Annotated in this window: 13 protein-coding genes; 8 read left to right on the plus strand and 5 right to left on the minus strand. The window is 67.8% G+C overall.

Going from position 1 to position 16763, the window contains the following annotated elements; translation table 11 throughout:
* Positions 1–68 precede the first annotated feature (68 nt).
* Positions 69–1049 (minus strand): transporter, encoded by a 981-nt coding sequence (locus tag U858_RS0129755; RefSeq protein ID WP_025140760.1) that lies wholly within the window; start codon positions 1047–1049, stop codon positions 69–71.
* A 274-nt stretch (positions 1050–1323) separates the two neighbouring features.
* Positions 1324–2904 carry a TerC family protein gene (locus U858_RS0129760; protein ID WP_025140761.1) on the minus strand — a complete coding sequence of 527 codons (1581 nt, stop codon included), beginning with the start codon at positions 2902–2904 and terminating at the stop codon, positions 1324–1326.
* A gap of 581 nt (positions 2905–3485) precedes the next feature.
* Between U858_RS0129760 and U858_RS0129765 the strand changes: the two genes are divergently transcribed.
* The 7 genes from U858_RS0129765 to U858_RS0129800 all read left to right on the plus strand — a co-directional run bounded on the left by U858_RS0129765 (position 3486) and on the right by U858_RS0129800 (position 11418).
* Positions 3486–4229 carry a gluconate 2-dehydrogenase subunit 3 family protein gene (locus U858_RS0129765; RefSeq protein ID WP_025140762.1) on the plus strand — a complete coding sequence of 248 codons (744 nt, stop codon included), beginning with the start codon at positions 3486–3488 and terminating at the stop codon, positions 4227–4229.
* Entirely contained in the window at positions 4222–5994 is a 1773-nt protein-coding gene (locus tag U858_RS0129770; RefSeq protein ID WP_025140763.1) for a GMC family oxidoreductase, read from the plus strand. Before U858_RS0129765 ends, U858_RS0129770 begins: the two co-directional genes overlap by 8 nt.
* The gene (locus tag U858_RS0129775) at positions 5991–6941 is read left to right on the plus strand and encodes a cytochrome c (RefSeq protein ID WP_025140764.1); all 951 of its coding nucleotides are present in this window, start codon (positions 5991–5993) and stop codon (positions 6939–6941) included. The genes U858_RS0129770 and U858_RS0129775 overlap by 4 nt, the downstream gene beginning before the upstream one ends.
* A 415-nt stretch (positions 6942–7356) precedes the next feature.
* A complete protein-coding gene (locus tag U858_RS0129780; protein WP_025140765.1) occupies positions 7357–7731 on the plus strand; it encodes a hypothetical protein in 375 nt (124 codons plus the stop codon).
* A gap of 213 nt (positions 7732–7944) precedes the next feature.
* Positions 7945–8658 carry an MgtC/SapB family protein gene (locus U858_RS0129790; RefSeq protein ID WP_025140766.1) on the plus strand — a complete coding sequence of 238 codons (714 nt, stop codon included), beginning with the start codon at positions 7945–7947 and terminating at the stop codon, positions 8656–8658.
* Positions 8659–8757: 99 nt separating this feature from the next.
* A complete protein-coding gene (locus U858_RS0129795) occupies positions 8758–9159 on the plus strand; it encodes a DUF2946 family protein (RefSeq protein WP_025140767.1) in 402 nt (133 codons plus the stop codon).
* Positions 9160–9207: 48 nt separating this feature from the next.
* Complete coding sequence (locus U858_RS0129800; RefSeq protein WP_025140768.1) at positions 9208–11418, plus strand: TonB-dependent siderophore receptor; 2211 nt, start codon at positions 9208–9210, stop codon at positions 11416–11418.
* 39 nt (positions 11419–11457) lie between these two features.
* On the opposite strand, the gene U858_RS0129805 is transcribed toward U858_RS0129800, so the two are convergent.
* The 3 genes from U858_RS0129805 to U858_RS0129815 all read right to left on the minus strand — a co-directional run bounded on the left by U858_RS0129805 (position 11458) and on the right by U858_RS0129815 (position 14219).
* Positions 11458–12576, minus strand: coding sequence for a DUF748 domain-containing protein (locus U858_RS0129805; RefSeq protein WP_025140769.1), 1119 nt, complete (start codon positions 12574–12576; stop codon positions 11458–11460).
* 359 nt (positions 12577–12935) lie between these two features.
* Positions 12936–13124 carry a hypothetical protein gene (locus tag U858_RS0129810; protein WP_025140770.1) on the minus strand — a complete coding sequence of 63 codons (189 nt, stop codon included), beginning with the start codon at positions 13122–13124 and terminating at the stop codon, positions 12936–12938.
* A 189-nt stretch (positions 13125–13313) separates the two neighbouring features.
* Positions 13314–14219 carry an EAL domain-containing protein gene (locus tag U858_RS0129815; protein WP_025140771.1) on the minus strand — a complete coding sequence of 302 codons (906 nt, stop codon included), beginning with the start codon at positions 14217–14219 and terminating at the stop codon, positions 13314–13316.
* Between the two features lie 336 nt (positions 14220–14555).
* Here U858_RS0129815 and U858_RS0129820 point away from each other — a divergent pair, with 336 nt between their 5' ends.
* Positions 14556–16667, plus strand: a complete 2112-nt coding sequence (locus tag U858_RS0129820; protein ID WP_025140772.1) for an FUSC family protein — start codon at positions 14556–14558, stop codon at positions 16665–16667.
* Positions 16668–16763: the final 96 nt, after the last annotated feature.

Raw genomic sequence — 16763 nt, forward strand, 5'->3', positions numbered from 1 at the left:
CGCGGTCCCGTGCTGGGGCCGCGCGGCCGTGGCGTTCCAGCGTCAGCGCGTGCGCGTGCCGCCGGGCGTCAGAAGATCAACGCCGCCGACGCCATGAAGGTGCTGCTGCTGTCCAGGCGGTTGGTGCTGCTGATGGTCGGCACCCAACGCAGGCTCAATGACAAAGCGCGCTGGTCGGCCAGCTTGCGGTCGTAGGTCAGGATCGGGCCCAGCGCCCAATCGCGGCCCTTGAAGCCGTTCAGGCGGTCGGCCGTAGGGCCGCTGTCGCTGCCCAGTTGCTGCTGCGTACCCAGGATCAGGCCCACGGCCAGGCCATTGGAAAATTTCTTGCGGCCCATCACATCCAGCCCGAAGATCGGCGCATTGCGATAATCCGTGGCGCTGTTGCGGGTATAGAATTGCACGCTGGCCACGGTATCGAGTTGAAAGCCCGATTCCGGAAATATCTTCGTGTAGGCCGCCTGCGGAATGAAGGTCCAGTTGTTCAGGCTGGGATTGGCCAGATTATTGGCATCGTATTTTCCGGTGGGCGCCCAGAAATTGAAGCTCAGCGCCATGTGCGAGGTTTCCGAAAAATGGTAGCCCGCGATGATCGGCGAAAAATACAGGTCGAACAGATTGGACGCAGTATCGCTCTCGCCCGTCTTGCGGCCCAAGGGCCCCGTCACCGTCGCATTCACCTTGGTCCATAGATACGGCAACGTGATGCTGGACGCAAAATTCCAGCGCCCCGGCCCCGTATCCCAGGTCTTGAGCAAAGTGGCCAGCGTGAAGGCCACCTTGCCTTCCACGCTCGCGGCGGCCCGGTTGCCCAGCGGCACCTCACGGCTGCCACCCACCTTGCCGTCCAGGTAGATCTGGGCAAAATTCACCGCCCAGATCGGTTCCGGCGACACAATGCCCGCATTCGGTTGCACGCTGGTGCCGGTGACCTGACGGCCCAGGGCGCCTTCGGTGGCCTGGGCCGCCCCGCCCCCGGCCAACGCCATCACGGCCCAACAGGCGGCCCATATCCGCGGCCCGCCGGGCCGCACCCTTGAATTGCGCATGTTTTCAGCTCCTGAATGCCCTGCTTTCCGTTACGGGATCACATCATGCAAAGACAAGCGTCGTGCGGTGCTGATCGAGTTCTTCTCTCTGGCCGAATAATCATTATTGAAGCGAGAAACCCTGGGCAATATTGGCACAGAGTCTTGAAATTACCAATATTGCGATCATTTTTACGGCCCCCGTTGCAGGCCGCAGGGGGCTGACGCAAAGCACAAAAAACAACAGCGGGAATACCGCCAAGGGTATTCCCGCTGTTCACGGCATCGATCGAAATCAGGCGCCGGCTGCGGCCTCGTGTCCCGGCGGGCGGGCATGCACCTGATCGATGCGCAGGCCGTCGCGGCGCGTGATTTCAAAGCGCCAACCGCCCCACGCGACCACGTCGCCCGCATCGGGGATGCGGCCTTCGGCGCGCAGCAGGCAACCGGCCAGGGTCGCATCGCCATGGTCATCCGCCAGTTCCGGCGCATCCAGCAGGCGCGCCGCTTCGGCCAGCGCCAGGCGGCCGTCCAGCAGCCATGAACCATCGGACAACTGCAAGGCATCGGGCGCTTCCTCGCTGTGTTCGGGCAAGTCGCCCGCCACGGCCTCCAGCACGTCCATCGGCGTCACCAGGCCTTCGCATACGCCATGCTCATCCACCACGATCAGCATGTGGTCGCGCGAAGCGCGCAGTTCTTCCAGCACCCGCAGCACGGGCGTGGTCTCCATCACGTAGCGCGGTTCGCGCGCCAGTTCCACCAGGTCGATCGGGCCGGGGTTCTGAAGCAGCGGCAACAGGTCCTTGAAGTGCAGCACGCCCAGCACGTTGGCCGGGTCGCCCGCGCACAGCGGCAGGCGCGAGTGGCCCGAGGCGAACTTGCGCACGATGGCATCGGGCGTATCGGCCACGTCCAGCCAGACCATGTCGCCGCGCGCCACCATGATGGCGCGCACGTCGTGCGAGCCCATTGCCAGCACGCGCTCGATCATCGAGCTTTCCTCGGGCGCAAAGGCGGGCTCGTCGCCCGCGCTGTCCACCAGCGCGACCACGTCGTCAGCCTGCTGCGACGGCTGCTCGCCGCTGCGGCCCGCGCGCAGCAAGCGCAGCACCGCTTGCGCGGTGCGCTGGCGCCGGCCCAGCGCGTGGGCGCCACGGGCCCGGTTGCGGCGCGCCAGCTGGTTGCACAGCTCGATCAGGATCGAGAAACCGATGGCCGCGTACAGATAACCCTTGGGCACATGGAAGCCCAGGCCTTCGGCCACCAGGCTGAAGCCGATCATCAGCAACAGGCCCAGGCACAGGATCACCACCGTCGGGTGGCGCGCCACGAAGCCCATCAGCGGACGGCTGGCCAGCATCATCACGGCCATGGCCACGACCACGGCGATCATCATGATGCTCAGGTCATCCACCATGCCAACGGCGGTAATCACCGAGTCCAGCGAGAACACCGCATCCAGCACCACGATCTGCAGGATCACCTGCCAGAACACGGCGTGCTGCACCTTCTGGCCACCGTCATGGCCGGCGCTGCCTTCGACGCGCTCATGCAGCTCCATCGTGCCCTTGAACAGCAGGAACAGGCCGCCCAGGATCAGGATCAGGTCGCGCCCCGAGATCTCGGCGCCCAGCACCGTAAAGAGCGGTGCGGTCAGCGTCACCACCCACGCGATACTGGCCAACAGGCCCAGGCGCATCACCATCGCCAGCGTCAGGCCGATCATGCGGGCGCGGTTGCGCTGCGCCGGGGGCAGCTTGTCGGCCAGAATGGCAATGAACACCAGGTTGTCGATACCCAGCACGATTTCAAGAATGACCAGCGTCGCCAGGCCAAGCCAGGCGGTCGGGTCGGACATCCAGTCGAAGATCATCAACGTTCCACGAGAATCAGGAAGGAATGTGCGCACAGGCGCGCACGCGCTCGAGCCGTCGCCGGGGGCAGACTCGAGCAGGATATATCAGGGGCAAGCGCCCGTGTGGGCCGCGCAGGCGGCGCGCGGCCGCCGATGCGGGGCGTGGGAGCCACCGAAATGACCGGCGTGCGGCCATCGGTGTCGTGGGAAACCGGCCTGGCGTGGCCGGATGCCGGGAAGCGGCAGGAAGATGGGGCTGGGCGCCGCGCGGTATGGGGCGCCCTACTAGGAGGCTCGTCGGTCATAGATGGCGAAATCGTCGGGGCTTGCCGGGCAAGCGCGGGCCGCGTGTTTCGCCGTGCTCTCGTTCTTTCAGGAACCTGAATACTAGCTGAAAAACGCCAACAATAAAAATCCGGGCCGACCCGTACAACGCGCTTGTCGGCGTCACGTAAACAGTGACAAACTCAGCGCACGAACACATATGCTGTCGCGGGATCCCTTTCACTCGGGAGCCGAACGCTCCGGAGGCCGTCGCCCGGCAGACCTGTGTGCCGGGCGCCAGCCCCCGTCCGTCGGCTCCGCTGCTGGAGCGATGAATGGACGATCAACCTGTTTCCGGACGGCGCGGCCTGCTCAAGGCCCTGGCCGTGGGCGTGCCCGGCGCGGCCTGGGCGCCCAAGACCCTGGCGGCGCCCGACCACCCCGCCCCGCCCGCCACCGCGGCCCCGGCCCCGAACCGCACCCTGAAATTCTTCAACGCCCAGGAAGCCCTGGCCATGGATGCCATCGCTGCGCGGCTGATTCCGGCCGACGACCTCGGCCCCGGCGCCAAAGAGGCCGGCGTGACGCAATTCCTGGACGGCCAGCTGGCCGGCGCCTGGGGCGCGGGCGAACAGTTCTATCGCCAGGGTCCGTTCGAAAAAGGCACGCCCGAACAGGGCTACCAGCTGTCATTCACGCCCGCCGAGATGTTTCGGCGCGGCCTGGCGGCGCTGGATGCGGCCACGCGCAAGCAGGCTGGCAAGCCCTACGCCGAACTGGACGCCGCCCAGCAGGACGCCTGGCTGCACGACATGCAGGCCGGCAAGCCGGACTTCTCGCCGCTGCCGTCCGACGTGTTCTTCCAGGCCCTGCTGGACGCCACCATCGAAGGCTTCTTTTCCGACCCGCTCTACGGCGGCAATGCCGACATGGTGGGCTGGAAGCTGGTGGGGTTTCCCGGCGCCTACGCCTCGTTTTCGAACGACATCGAACGCCATGGCGTGATCTGGGCCGGCAAGCCGGTCTCGATTGCCAACGCCCAGGCCCACATGACGAAACCCGGAGACGGCCATGGCTAAGACCCTGCCCGCGGTAGACGTGGCGATTGTCGGCGGCGGCTGGACCGGCGCCATCATCGGCAAGGAACTGGCGGCGGCCGGCCAGCGCGTGCTGGTACTGGAACGCGGCGAGGCGCGCTGGCCCTCGCCCGATTTCCAGGGCCCCTACGTGCACGACGAGCTCAAGTACACGCGCCGCCACGAACTGCACCAGAACGCCGCCACCGAGACCTTCACCTTCCGCAACAACACCGACCAGAAGGCGCTGCCGATGCGGCGCTGGCAGTTCGCCTATCCGGGCACGCACCTGGGCGGCGCGGGCAATCACTGGTCGGGCGCCTACTACCGCTTCGACCCCACCGACTTTCGCATCCGCAGCCACTACACCGAACGCTACGGCGCCGCCATCTTCGACAAGGAACTGACCTGTCAGGACTGGCCGCTCACCTACGACGAGCTGGAGCCCTATTTCGACCGCTACGACTACCTGATCGGCGCCTCCGGCCAGGCCGGCAACCTCAAGGGCCAGAAGCAGGAAGGCGGCAACCCGTTCGAGCCGTGGCGCTCGCGCCCCTACCCCAATCCTCCCATGAAGGTGCCCTACGCCCCGGCGCTGTTCGGCGAGGCCGCGCGCACGCTGGGCTACCACCCCTACGTGCAGCCGTCCGCGCTCTGTACGCGGCCCTACGTCAATACCGAGGGCCTGCACATGAGCGCCTGTGTGTATTGCGGCTTCTGTTCCAACTTCGGCTGCGAGCACTTCGCCAAGGCCTCGCCGCAGGTCTGTATCCTGCCGGTGGCCCTGAAGCTGCCGACCTTCGAACTGCGCACCGGCGCCCACGTGCTGCGCGTGGAACTCACGCCCGACAAGAAGCGCGCCCGCGGCGTGACTTACGTGGACGCGGCCGGCGAAGAAATCTTCCAGCCCGCCGAGATCGTGGTGCTGTGCGCGTTCGGCATCAACAACGTGCGCCTGTTGCTGCTGTCGGGCATCGGCCAGCCCTACGATCCCGCCACCGACCAGGGCGTGGTCGGGCGCAACTACACCCACCAGACCACCTCGGGCGTGAACCTGTTCTTCGACGAGTCGGTGAACATCAACCCGTTCATGGGCGCGGGCGCGGTGGCGGTCACCATGGACGACTTCAGCGCCGACAACTTCGACCACGGCCCGCATGGTTTCGTGGGCGGCGGCTACCTGCAGATCCAGGTGGTCAGCGGCGCGCCCATCGGCTACCACCCCACGCCCAAGGGCACGCCGGGCTGGGGCGCCGACTGGAAAAAAGCCGTCAAGCGCTACTACAACCACTCGGCCAATATCACCATCACCGGCTCGGCCCAGCCCTGGCGCGGCGGCTACCTGAGCCTGGACCCGACCTACAAGGACGCCTGGGGCCAGCCGTTGTTGCGCGTAACTTACGACTTTCCCGACAACGACATCCGCATGTCCGCCTTCCTGACCGAACGCGGCGACGAGATCGGCCGCGCCATGAAAGGCGTGACCCACACCGAGCCGGGCCCGCGCAAGCGGCCGTTCTCGGCCACCGTGTACCAGTCCACCCACCTGACCGGCGGCGCGGCCATGGGGGCCGACCCCGCCACCAGCGTGGTCAACCGCTACGGGCAGTCGTGGGACGTGCCCAACGTGTTCGTCACGGGAGCCGCGTTGTTCCCGCAGAACTCGGGCTACAACCCCACGGGCACAGTGGGCGCCACCGCCTACTGGATCGTCGAGAAAATCAAGGCGGACTACCTGCGTTCGCCGGGGCGGCTGGTGTCATCATGATCGAACATCGCAAAGGCATCCTCATCGCGGTCTCGCTGATGGTCGGCCTGCCCGCCATCACCCTGATCGCCACGCTGCACCAGATGTACGGCACCGGCGGCGACGGGCCGATCCGGGCGTCCGCCGTGCAGGCGCCGCCTGCGCCTGCCGCTACGCCCGCAGCGGCCCCCGCCGCGACACCGGCGCCCGCGCCTGCAACGGCGGCGCCCGCGGCTTCCGGCGCAGGCGGCGCGCAGCCTGCCGCACCTACCGGCGCAGCAACAGGAACGACCGCCGCCCCGACTGCCAGTGCCCCGGCCGCCGCGCCCACGCCCGTGCCTGGCCGCAGCGCGCTGGATTTCAGCGCGTCCCGGCCCGCCTGGGAAGGCACGCTGCAAGGCGCCGACCCCGCCCTGGGCAAGCAACTGGCGGCCACCGGCAGGCCGGCTGCCGGGGTGCAGGCCTGCGTCGCCTGCCACGGCCAGGCCGGCATCACCCCGCTGGGCGGCATCTTCCCCAACCTGGCCGGCATGACGCCCGAATACCTGGCCAAGCAATTGACCGATTTCCGCCAGGGCACGCGCAAGGTGCCGCTGATGAACGGCATCGCCCAAGCGCTGACCGAGCAGGAAATCGGCCAATTGGCGGCCTACTACGGCAGCCTGGCCGGCCCGCCGCTGCACGTGGGCGACGTCGGCGGCGAAGCGGCGCGCAAGCTGGACCAGGCGGGCGACGGCGCACGCGCCCTGCCCGCCTGCGCCAACTGCCACGGCCTGCGCGGCCTGGGCGAAGGGCCGCTGTTGCCCCGGCTGGCCGGCCAGCCCAAGGAATATTTCGTCGACCAGATCAACGCCTTTCGCAATGGCTCGCGCCAGAACGACGACGTCGGCGTGATGCGGGCCTTTGCGCAGCGCCTGACCGATGCCGAGGTCCAGGCATTGAGCCAGTACTACGCCGGCACGCCCTGAACTGCCTCAGGGCGGCCCCCGTGGCGGGCGTCTTCCAGGCATCGCCACGGGGGCCCCGAAAAAGAATCACCACGCCGCATTTTTTTCTTGGTGTTTTCCCTAATGCCTATTTATAATCGCAGCACTTTCAACCACCCCGAGATCATTGTGGACAACGACGGATGTAGTCGATACACGACTGCTCGCGCCGCTTGACGCAGGATTCTTCGCAGCATCATCTGCCAAGTCCTGCGTAAAGCCAGGACACGGCATTCGGCCCCGGACAGCCAACGTGCGATGCACGCACTGCCCAGGCCGCAGCCCTCCCCCGAATACCCCTTACCGACGCATACCGCGGGCGTTGTTGCGCCCGCACCGCGCCGGCCAGGCGGCGCCTGCATGTGGACCTTCCACCGTACTCCCCCTGGAGACGACCATGCGCATCAAGAAATTCCTCCCCTTCCTGGATGGGGCCGCCGCCCTGCGCGGCGCCGGCCACGCCGTCGCGCCCACCGCACCGGCTGCCACCCCCACCTACCAGTTCACCATCGTCAGCCTGGCCGACACCCTGAACGCGCTGCGCAAGCAGCTGTACTACGAGCTGCAAGCACTGGACCTGCGCGTGCTCAACGTGCGCATCTCGCGTGCGGACGCCGGCCAACTGGCCAGCACCATCGTCACGCTGCAATGCCCGCCACAACTGCGCGGCCTGCTCAACGCCGTCGCCCTGCGGCTGGGCCAAAGCCCCGACGTGCGCCGCGTGCACTGGGAAAACGAGGCCGGCGCCAGCCTGGCCGTGCTGCCGGCCTGAATGACGGAAAGGAGACTGTCATGAAAGACCCGTACAAATGCCTCCTTGTCGCGCGGGTAGCCGCCCTGCTGCTGATCTGGCTGCTGGCTTTCGTGCTGACGGCGCTGTCGGTCTGGCAATTGCCCTGAAGGGCGCCGGCCCGGCCGGCGCCCGTCGGTCACCCCTCGGCACCGCACATTCGTAAAAAAACACGCTGCATTCGAGTAGAACAACATGAAGAACTTCGAAAACATCCAGCTGCTGACGCTGGCCAACACGCTCATCAGCCTGGCCACGGCTTTCGTGCTGGGCTCCATCGTGGGCTTCGAGCGCCAGGTGCGCCAACGCACGGCCGGCCTGCGCACCAACGCCCTGGTGGCCGTGGGCGCGGCCATTTTCGTGGACATGGCCTTTCGCGTCGGCGGCCCCGACGGCGGCGCGCGCGTCATTTCCTATGTCGTGTCCGGCGTGGGTTTCCTGGGCGCGGGCGCCATCATGCGCGAAGGCGGCAGCATCCGCGGCCTGAACACGGCGGCCACGCTGTGGGGCTCGGCCGCCATCGGCGCCTGCGCCGGCGCCTCGCTGATCCTCGAAGCGCTGGCGGCCACCGTGTTCGTACTGGCCGCCAACACGCTGCTGCGGCCGGTGGTCAGCTACGTCAACCGCCAACCGGTGGACGCGCAGACCACGGAAGTGACCACCGTCATCCACGTCATCGCGCATGTCGACCAGCGCCAGGCTGCCATGACCGTGCTGGAAGACGTGCTGGAAGAAGAACAGCTGCCCCTCTCTGAACTGAAGATCGACCAGTTCGGCGAAAACGAGGTCGAGATCGAGGCCGCGCTGAGCGAAGCGTCGGTCGACGAATTGGACCTGGACCGCGTCACCGCCCGCATCGCGGCCGCGCCCGGCGTGCGCACGGCATTCTGGGCCGCCAGGACGGTGTGACGCCGACGTGAACGCGGCGGCCTGCGGCGATGCGTCGCAGGCCGCCCCCCGCGCCCGGCGCCACCGCGCCCGCAAAACCTTCTAGAATGGGCGCCGACCATGCGCCGCCCGTTCCTGCCCTTCGCCCGCAACACCGCCACGCTGTGGCTGGTGCTGGCGCTGTTCGCGCTCAAGGCCATGGTGCCGCAGGGCTTCATGCCTGCCGCGCAGCAAGGCACGCTGATCCAGTTGTGCTCGGCCGCCGGCACCATCTGGGTCGCCGGGCCCGCCAAGCATAGCGATGCCCCCGACGAACGGCACGCGGCCCAGGCCGCCGCCTGCCCGATGGGCGCCATGCTGGCGGCGGTGGCGTTGCCGCCCTCGCCCGCGCCGCTGTTGGCCAGCACGGCCGTCATGGCCCATCCGCTGGCCGCGCGTGCCCCGCCGGCCGTCGCCGAAGGATTCCTGCCCGGCCCGCCGCTGGGCGCCCGCGCCCCGCCTCTTTTCCCGGTTATCAGCTGATCGCTTCGCCGCACGCCGTGCGGCTTCTTTGGCTTACCGAGAAATTCCATGTCTTTTTCTTCCGCCAGGGCGCGCCGCGTCCTGAAACGGCGCGTGGCCGTCTGGACCGCGCTCGCCTTCACGCCGGCCCTGCACGCGCAGACGCTGCCGGCCACGGCCGTCCCCACCAATGCCCCGACTGCAGCCCCGACTGCCACAGCGTCGCAAGCCGCCTCGCGCGGCATCGCCACCCTGCCCGCCATTTCCGTCTCGGCCGACGCGCCGTCCGCCACCTTGCTGGAACCGGCCAGCACCGGCACGCTGCTGGGCCTGACGCCGTTCGATACGCCCGCCAGCATCGACGTCATCAGCAACGAACAACTGCGCGAACGCGGCGCGGTCAACGTCACCGACGCCATCACGCAGGCGGCCGGCATCAGCGCCATGCGCCATCCGGGCAACGGCGGCTCGTCGCTGTCGTCGCGCGGCTTCACCGATTCGAATTCCGTGGCCCAGCTGTATGACGGCGTGCGCCAGTTCGGCGGCGTCGGCCAGACGTTCATCTACGACCCCTGGGCCGTGGACCGCATCGAAGTGCTGCGCGGTCCGGCCTCGGTGCTGTATGGCGAAGGCGCCATCGGCGGCGTGGTCAACGTGATTCCCAAGAAGCCCACCCGCGGCCCCATCGAAAACGAAATCCAGACTACGGTCGGCACCCATGACACGCAACGTCTGGGCTTTGGCAGCGGCGGCGCGCTGGACGACAAATGGTCGTACCGGCTGGACATCAGCGGCAACCACAGCAATTCGGGCATCAGCCTGGGTGATTCGCGCGACGTTGCCGTCACAGCCGCGTTGCGGCTGGATGTGTCGCCGGACCTGAACTTCACGCTGACCCAGGCCTATGCCTGGCAGGAACCGACGCGCTACTTCGGCACGCCGCTGATCAACGGCGACATCGACTACAGCCTGCGCGGCAAGAACTACAACGTGGCCGACAGCAAGATCATCTATCGCGACAGCCGCACCGAACTGAAGGCCGAATGGACGCCCAACCCCGCCACCCGCGTGCGCAGCCGCGTCTATTACATCGGCAGCGACCGCGACTACCGCGACGCTGAGAACTACACCTGGCAGCCGGCCAGCGGCCTGATCCAGCGCAGCGCCTACACCGACATCCGCCACGACCAGCAGCAGGTCGGCACGGTCACCGACGCCAGCTTCGACGGCCATCTGTTCGGCCTGGCCAACAAGGTGGCGGTGGGCGTCGAGCTCAACCACGCCTCGTTCAAGCACACCAACAATTCACCGTATTCGGGCACGTCGCTGGTGGACCCGTACGACGTCGACCACGGCCGCTTCATCAACATCGCCGGCACCACCCCGCGCTACCGCAACACGGCGGACCAATACGCGCTGTTCGCCGAAAACCGCCTGATGCTGACCGAACGCTGGTCGGTGCTGGGCGGCCTGCGCTATGACCACATCGACCTGAAGCGGCGCGACCTGGTGGCCGGGCAGACGGCGTTCGACACCACCTTCAACAATGTCGGCTGGCGCATCGGCACCGTCTACGACGTGTTGCCCACGCTGTCGGTCTATGGCCAGTACGCCGAGGCCGCGGACCCCATTGGCAGCCTGTTGCTGCTGTCGCCGGCCAACAAGGATTTCGAGCTGTCCAAGGGCCGTCAGGTGGAAGTGGGCGTCAAGCAGACGTTCTGGGACAACAAGGGCCAATGGACCCTGGCCGCCTACCATATCCGCAAGAACAACCTGGTGACGCGCGACCCCAATGATCCGTCGCTGCGCATCCAGGTGGGCGAGCAATCGTCGCGCGGGCTGGAAGCCACGCTGGGGGTCGAGCTGACCCCGGCCTGGCGGGTGGACCTGAACGCCGCCGTGCTGCGGGCGCGCTACGACGACTTCAGCGAATCGGTCAACGGCGCGGCCGTGTCGCGGGCAGGCAATGTGCCCACGGACGTGCCCGAGCGCGTGGCCAATGCCTGGGTCAGCTGGAAGTTCGCGCCGCAATGGACCGCCAGCGCCGGCGTGCGCTACGTGGGCCGGCGTTTCGCGGACGCCGCCAACACCCTGGAAATGGCCGGCTACACCACCACCAACCTGGCCTTGCAATGGGAGCCGCGCCGCGACCTGACGTTGGCGCTGCGGGCATTCAATGTGTTCGACCGCCAGTACGCCGAAACCGCCTACTACAACCAGACCCAATGGTTGCTGGGCGAAGGCCGCCGGGTGGAACTGAGCGCGAACTATCGGTTCTGATCATCGCGGTTGACCAGCGCGGCGAATCGCCGCCGGTGATCAACGCTTCTCGGACCCGGGCGAAAACAGGTCCGAGATCGCGTCGCCGACGTCCTTGACGGCGCCGGCGACGCCGCTGGCCGCGCCTTCGGCCCCCACGCCGAGCACGTGGCCGACGCCCCGCGCAATCTGCGCCGCAAAGCCCCGCGACGCCGAAAACTTGGGGTTATCCAGGCTGCCGGACAGGCTGAATTCCATGCGCAGCGCGCCATTGCGGTCTTCCATGGCGGCCAGCACCGCCTTGCGCGGCAGCGAAAACAACGACCCGTCACCGCTGAATTTCAGGCCATGCAGCGCCACCACGCCAGACGCCTTCAATTGCCGCTTGGCAATGGTGGTCTGCATGTCCAGGTCCATGGCGCCGCCCGACAGCGAACCGGCGCCGTTTTCGGCCAGATACGGCGCGGCATAACGGATGTCCATATTGCGCACGGCCACTTTCATGTCGGCATCGGTGCCGCCGACCTCCAGCGACCCCTTGGCGGTCACGGTGGCCGCGCCGTTGCGGTTTTCTTCCACCGCCCCCTTGAATTCCATCTCGCTGCGCTGGCCGTCCGCCGGCAGCACCAGCGGATGCAGGCGCGCGGTGACCTGATTGAACGGAATGCGGTGCGGCGGCTTCGATACCGCCGCATCCAGAAAGTCCAGCCGCCCGTCCGTCAGCACGATGTCATCGGCACGGATGGGGTTCTTGCGGCGCGACGGGTCATTGGCGTTGTCGGCCTCGCGCAGCGCCGCCTGCAGGGCGGGCGAAATCTGCATGTCGCCATCGGGCGTGCGCAGCACGGCAAAATCGAAGCCCTCGATGGTGATCTTGCGGAACACCGCCTCGTGCTGCAGAAACGACGTCCATTCGGGTTCCGCCACCACGCGCCGCGCGCTGGCCGGCGCCGCATCGCCCGTGCCCGCGATCTTGACGTCGGTCAGCACCACCTCTCGCCAACCGACCTGGACATTGCCCACCTGGGCGCGCGGCCCCAGCATATTGGCGATACGCAGCTCGACCAGGCGCGTGCCGGCCAGCGCCAGGATGGCCAGCACGGCAGCCAACAGCACGACAATGGCCAGGGCCATGCCCAGGGGCGAGCGACGGCGAGGTGCGGCGGATTGAAGACTCATCAGGGATCCTGAGGCGGTGGCCGCGGCGCGGGCGCGTCGCGGCTAGGAACGGGCTGCCCTGCCTGCACCTTACCGACCGACCCGGCGCGGCGCAAGGCATGCGGGGCTACCGGTACGCGGCCACCAGGGCCACGATGCAAGCCCAATGCAGGCCAAATACAGGCCAAACCAGGCCCTCCAAGGCACGCGGCGGCCCGGCTACGCCTCCTGGCCGAGCCAGAAACGGCGATGCCCGCGCAGGACTCCCCGCACGGGCATCGCCGCCACTCACCCTGCGCCTGCCGGCCGTCGCCGCAACGCGGGCTCACCAGAGGCCCGTTAACAGGCCCTAAACGCAGGCCCTAAACGCCGTCAGCGCATCAACGCTGCGTCTGCGGGCGTTGCTGGCCGGCTTGGCCGGGCTGCTGGCCCGGCTTGCCGTCCTTGTCCATGTGCTGGCCGCCCTGGCCGGGCTGTTGCTGACCTGGCTGGTCACGATCCTTCGGGCTTTCCTGCGTCTGCTGCTTTTGGGGCTGCTTTTGCTGGTCGGGCTGATTCGGGTTTGCCATTGCAAGTCTCCTAGTCGGCGGAACCATTCCGCCACACAGGGAGTAGCAACTGGCGTGCCCAAACCCGGCGCCGCCCGGGCCGGCCACGCGGCGCGCTCCGGCCAAGCCGTTGCGGCCCCGGTAATTCAGGGATGCGAGGGGTAGAAAAGGCAGCCAAGCCAGGCGGGTCAGACCCTGATTGGGCCTGCCCTATTGCGTGGTGACGTGCACCGGCAGGCCGGTTTCGGCATCCTGCGGATCGAAGGCGTCCAGCCATGCCGACGCATAGCTGGCCGGCGCGGCCAGCGGCTCGCCACGGTCGCGCTGCACCCGCAGGCGCATCATCAGATCGTCCAGCGGCATCGGACGGCCCAGCGCATAGCCCTGACCGTACCGGCAGCCCGCGGCGCGCAAGGCCGGAATGTCGGCCACGTTCTCGACGCCCTCGGCCACCACCCGCCAGCCCATCCGGGTGGCCAGTTCGGCGGCAGTGCGCAGCACCTCGAACGCCACTGCGCTACGGCGCATGCGGGTCACGAAATACTGGTCGATCTTGACTTCGGACAACGGAATGGCGGACAGCAGTTTCAGGGACGCATGGCCGGTGCCGAAATCGTCCAGGCTGACCTCGCAGCCGGCCTCTTCCAGCCGCGCCAGCGTGGCCCGCAGGGCTTCGAGTTCCTTGATGGGCTGGTCTTCGGTCAGTTCGACCCGCAGCAGCGACGCCGGCAATTCCGCGGCATGGATGCGCGCCAGCAGGAAATCGACCGAGCGTTCGTCGGACAGGGTCGAGGCCGGCGCATTGATCGCCACCGGTATCGCCATGCCGGTTCGGCGCATGGTCTGCAGCATGTCGATGACGCGCTGCGCCACCCGTTCGAACAGGGTGCGGTCCAGCCCCAGCCGGTTGACGGCGGGAATGAATTCGGCAGGCATGACAATTCCCAGGCGCGGATGCTGCCAGCGCGCCAAGGCCTCGGCCGACACAATGCGGCCCGTCAATAAATCCACCTGGGGTTGCAGCAGCACCCGCAGGCCATCTTTGCCGGTAATCATGGCAGCGACTTCGTCGTCGCTGACCACCGAGCTTGTGGATGCCTCGTGATTTGGCGTCATGTTTGCTCCTTAAGTGCCCCGGAGTACGGCCTGCGCTGTCCGGGCGCAGACCGAGGCACATTGGACATGAGTATTCACATTCGGCTTGCAGGGTTATTGACTGCCTAGCGTTACTTACCCAGCGCATTCGCTATTCGATCGCCAATGTTTTTTTATGCGATTTCGCACATTTATTCCAGGCAATTGTGCGCGCTTGCGGCGCCAAAGTCACACATATGTAACCAGTAGTATTTATGCCTGATGATTCATGAAAATCCCAATAATCGGACGCTCTGAAAATTCATTATTTTTTTGTCTTGTCGACATGGTAGCGTTGCGTTTTTTTTGGCTTTCCGCGTGACTACTTTGCTTTCCCGCTGGCGCAATTCGGCGCGCAATGTCCTGTGGCTGGACGCCCTGCAAGCGGCGGCCATCAGCGCCGCGCCCGTCATCCTGGCCGTGCTGGCGCACGAGCCGCGCCTGGGCTGGACGGCGATTGCCGCGTTCTGGGCCTGCTTTGGCGACCCCGGCGGGCCGCTGCGCCAACGGGCGGGCTCGATGCTCGCGCTAGGCCTGATCGGCGCCCTGTTCTGCTTTCTGGCCAGCGCCAGCGCCGGCCACCTGTGGCTGCTGCTGCCGCTGACTTTCGTCTGCTGCACCTTCGGCGGCCTGCTGCGGGTGCTGGGGCCGGCCGCCGCCATCGTCGGCACGCTGCTGTCGGCCGGCTTCGTCGTGGCGGCCGAACTGCCGGCGCCCACGCTGGCGGCCAGTCTGTCGTACACGCTGTTCTTCGTGGCCGGCGCGCTATGGGCCATCCTGATGACCGCGCTGGTCTGGCGCCGCCGCCCCTGGAAAGACGCCACCCACGCCGTGGCGCACTGCTATCGCGGCCTGGCCGATTTCGGCGACGCCCTGGCGCGCATGTATTCCGGCCTGGCCCCCGCCGGCGGTCCGCAGGCCTGGAGCGCCGTCACCCGCGCCCAGCGCAGCGCCCTGCGCGCCGCCCTGGAAGCCGCCCGCGGCCGCATCCGCGAAGTGCAGGACGCGCGGCCTTCGCGCCGCGCCCGGGCCCAGCAGCTGTTCTATCTGCTGGACAACGCCGAAGACAGCTTCATCGCGCTGGTGGCGGCGGCCGACCTGCTGGAATCGAACGCGCCGCGCTGGCTGGGCCGGGGCGCGGGCGCCAACCTGTCGCACACCTTCCACCGCTACGCCAGCGTGGCCAACGCCATCGCCAGCACGTCCGACGTCACCGACGCCAAGCAGGCCGAATGCCTGCGCGAACGGCTGGCCCACTTTGGCGCCGGCCTGCACGAGCTGCGCGGCGCGGCCATGGCCTATGCCCCGGACCTGGCCACCATGGTGCCGGTGCTGGACCGCCTGCAGCAGAACGCGCAGTCCGTCATGCAGGCGCTGTTCGACCGTGACGGCGCGCCCGACGTGCCGGCGCTGGCCGCCCGCGCCGATTCCCCCGCGCGGGCGGCGTGGCGCAGCCTGCGACAGAACCTGCGCTTCGAATCCGACGCGTTCCGCCACGCGCTGCGCGTGGGCATCGGCGCCACCATCGCCGTGGCGCTGTCCAAGACCTTTGCCGTCAACCACGGCTACTGGATGTCGTTGACGCTGGTCTTCATCCTGCAGCCCTACTTCGCCACCACCTGGCAGCGCACCGTCGAACGCGTGATCGGCAGCGTGGCCGGCGCCATCGGCGCCTCGCTGCTGGGCTTGCTGCTGACCACGCCGCTGTCGGTGGCGCTGGCGGTGCTGCCGATCGCCCTGGGCACCTTTGCGGCCCGTACCATCCATTACGCGCTGTTCACGTTTTTCCTGACCTCGCAGTTCGTGCTGGTGAGCCATATCCAGCAACCGGACATCTACGAACCCATGCTGGCTGCGCTGCGCGCCTTCAACAGCGTGCTGGGCGGCGTGCTGGCGCTGCTGGTGGGCTTTCTGGTGTGGCCCGAGAAAGAGCCGCGCCAGCTGGCCGGCGCCTTGAGCCGCGCGCTGGACCGCCATGCCGCCTACACCCTGGCGCTGACCCGGGACAAGAGCGGCGCGGGCGCGGCCGAAGACATCGTCGGCCTGCGGCGCCTGGCCTGCCTGTCGGCCGACAACGCCGAGGCCTCGCTGCAACGCCTGCAGCAAAATCCCGTGCACCGCGACCGCAATGTGGATACCGCCGTGAACCTGCTGGCCGCGATGCGCCGCGTGACCGCGGCCGGCACCGTGCTGGAAATCCAGCCCGCGCTGGCGCCGGACAGCGCCGCCGCCCCCATGCTGCGCGACTACGGCCAGGCGCTGGCGCATGCCTTGCATCCCCAGGACGCGCCGCCCGCCACCGATATCCGGCAGTTGGCGGTGCCCGCCGCGCTGGCGGCGGCCGCGCCCACCCTTGCGGGGCCGCTGGACCGCATCGCGCAGCAGGCGCGCCAGGTCAGGCAATTGCGCGAACGGGTGCAGCAGGCCTGAACGGCGCTTGCGCCGGCCCCGCCTAACTGCGGGCGCCTTGACCTGCGTCAAGGGCGCAATGCGCGGAACGCGCAACGATAAAGGCCTGTCGCGCTG

The sequence above is a fragment of the Achromobacter sp. DH1f genome (assembly GCF_000633435.1).
Classification (GTDB): Bacteria; Pseudomonadota; Gammaproteobacteria; order Burkholderiales; family Burkholderiaceae_B; genus Achromobacter; species Achromobacter deleyi.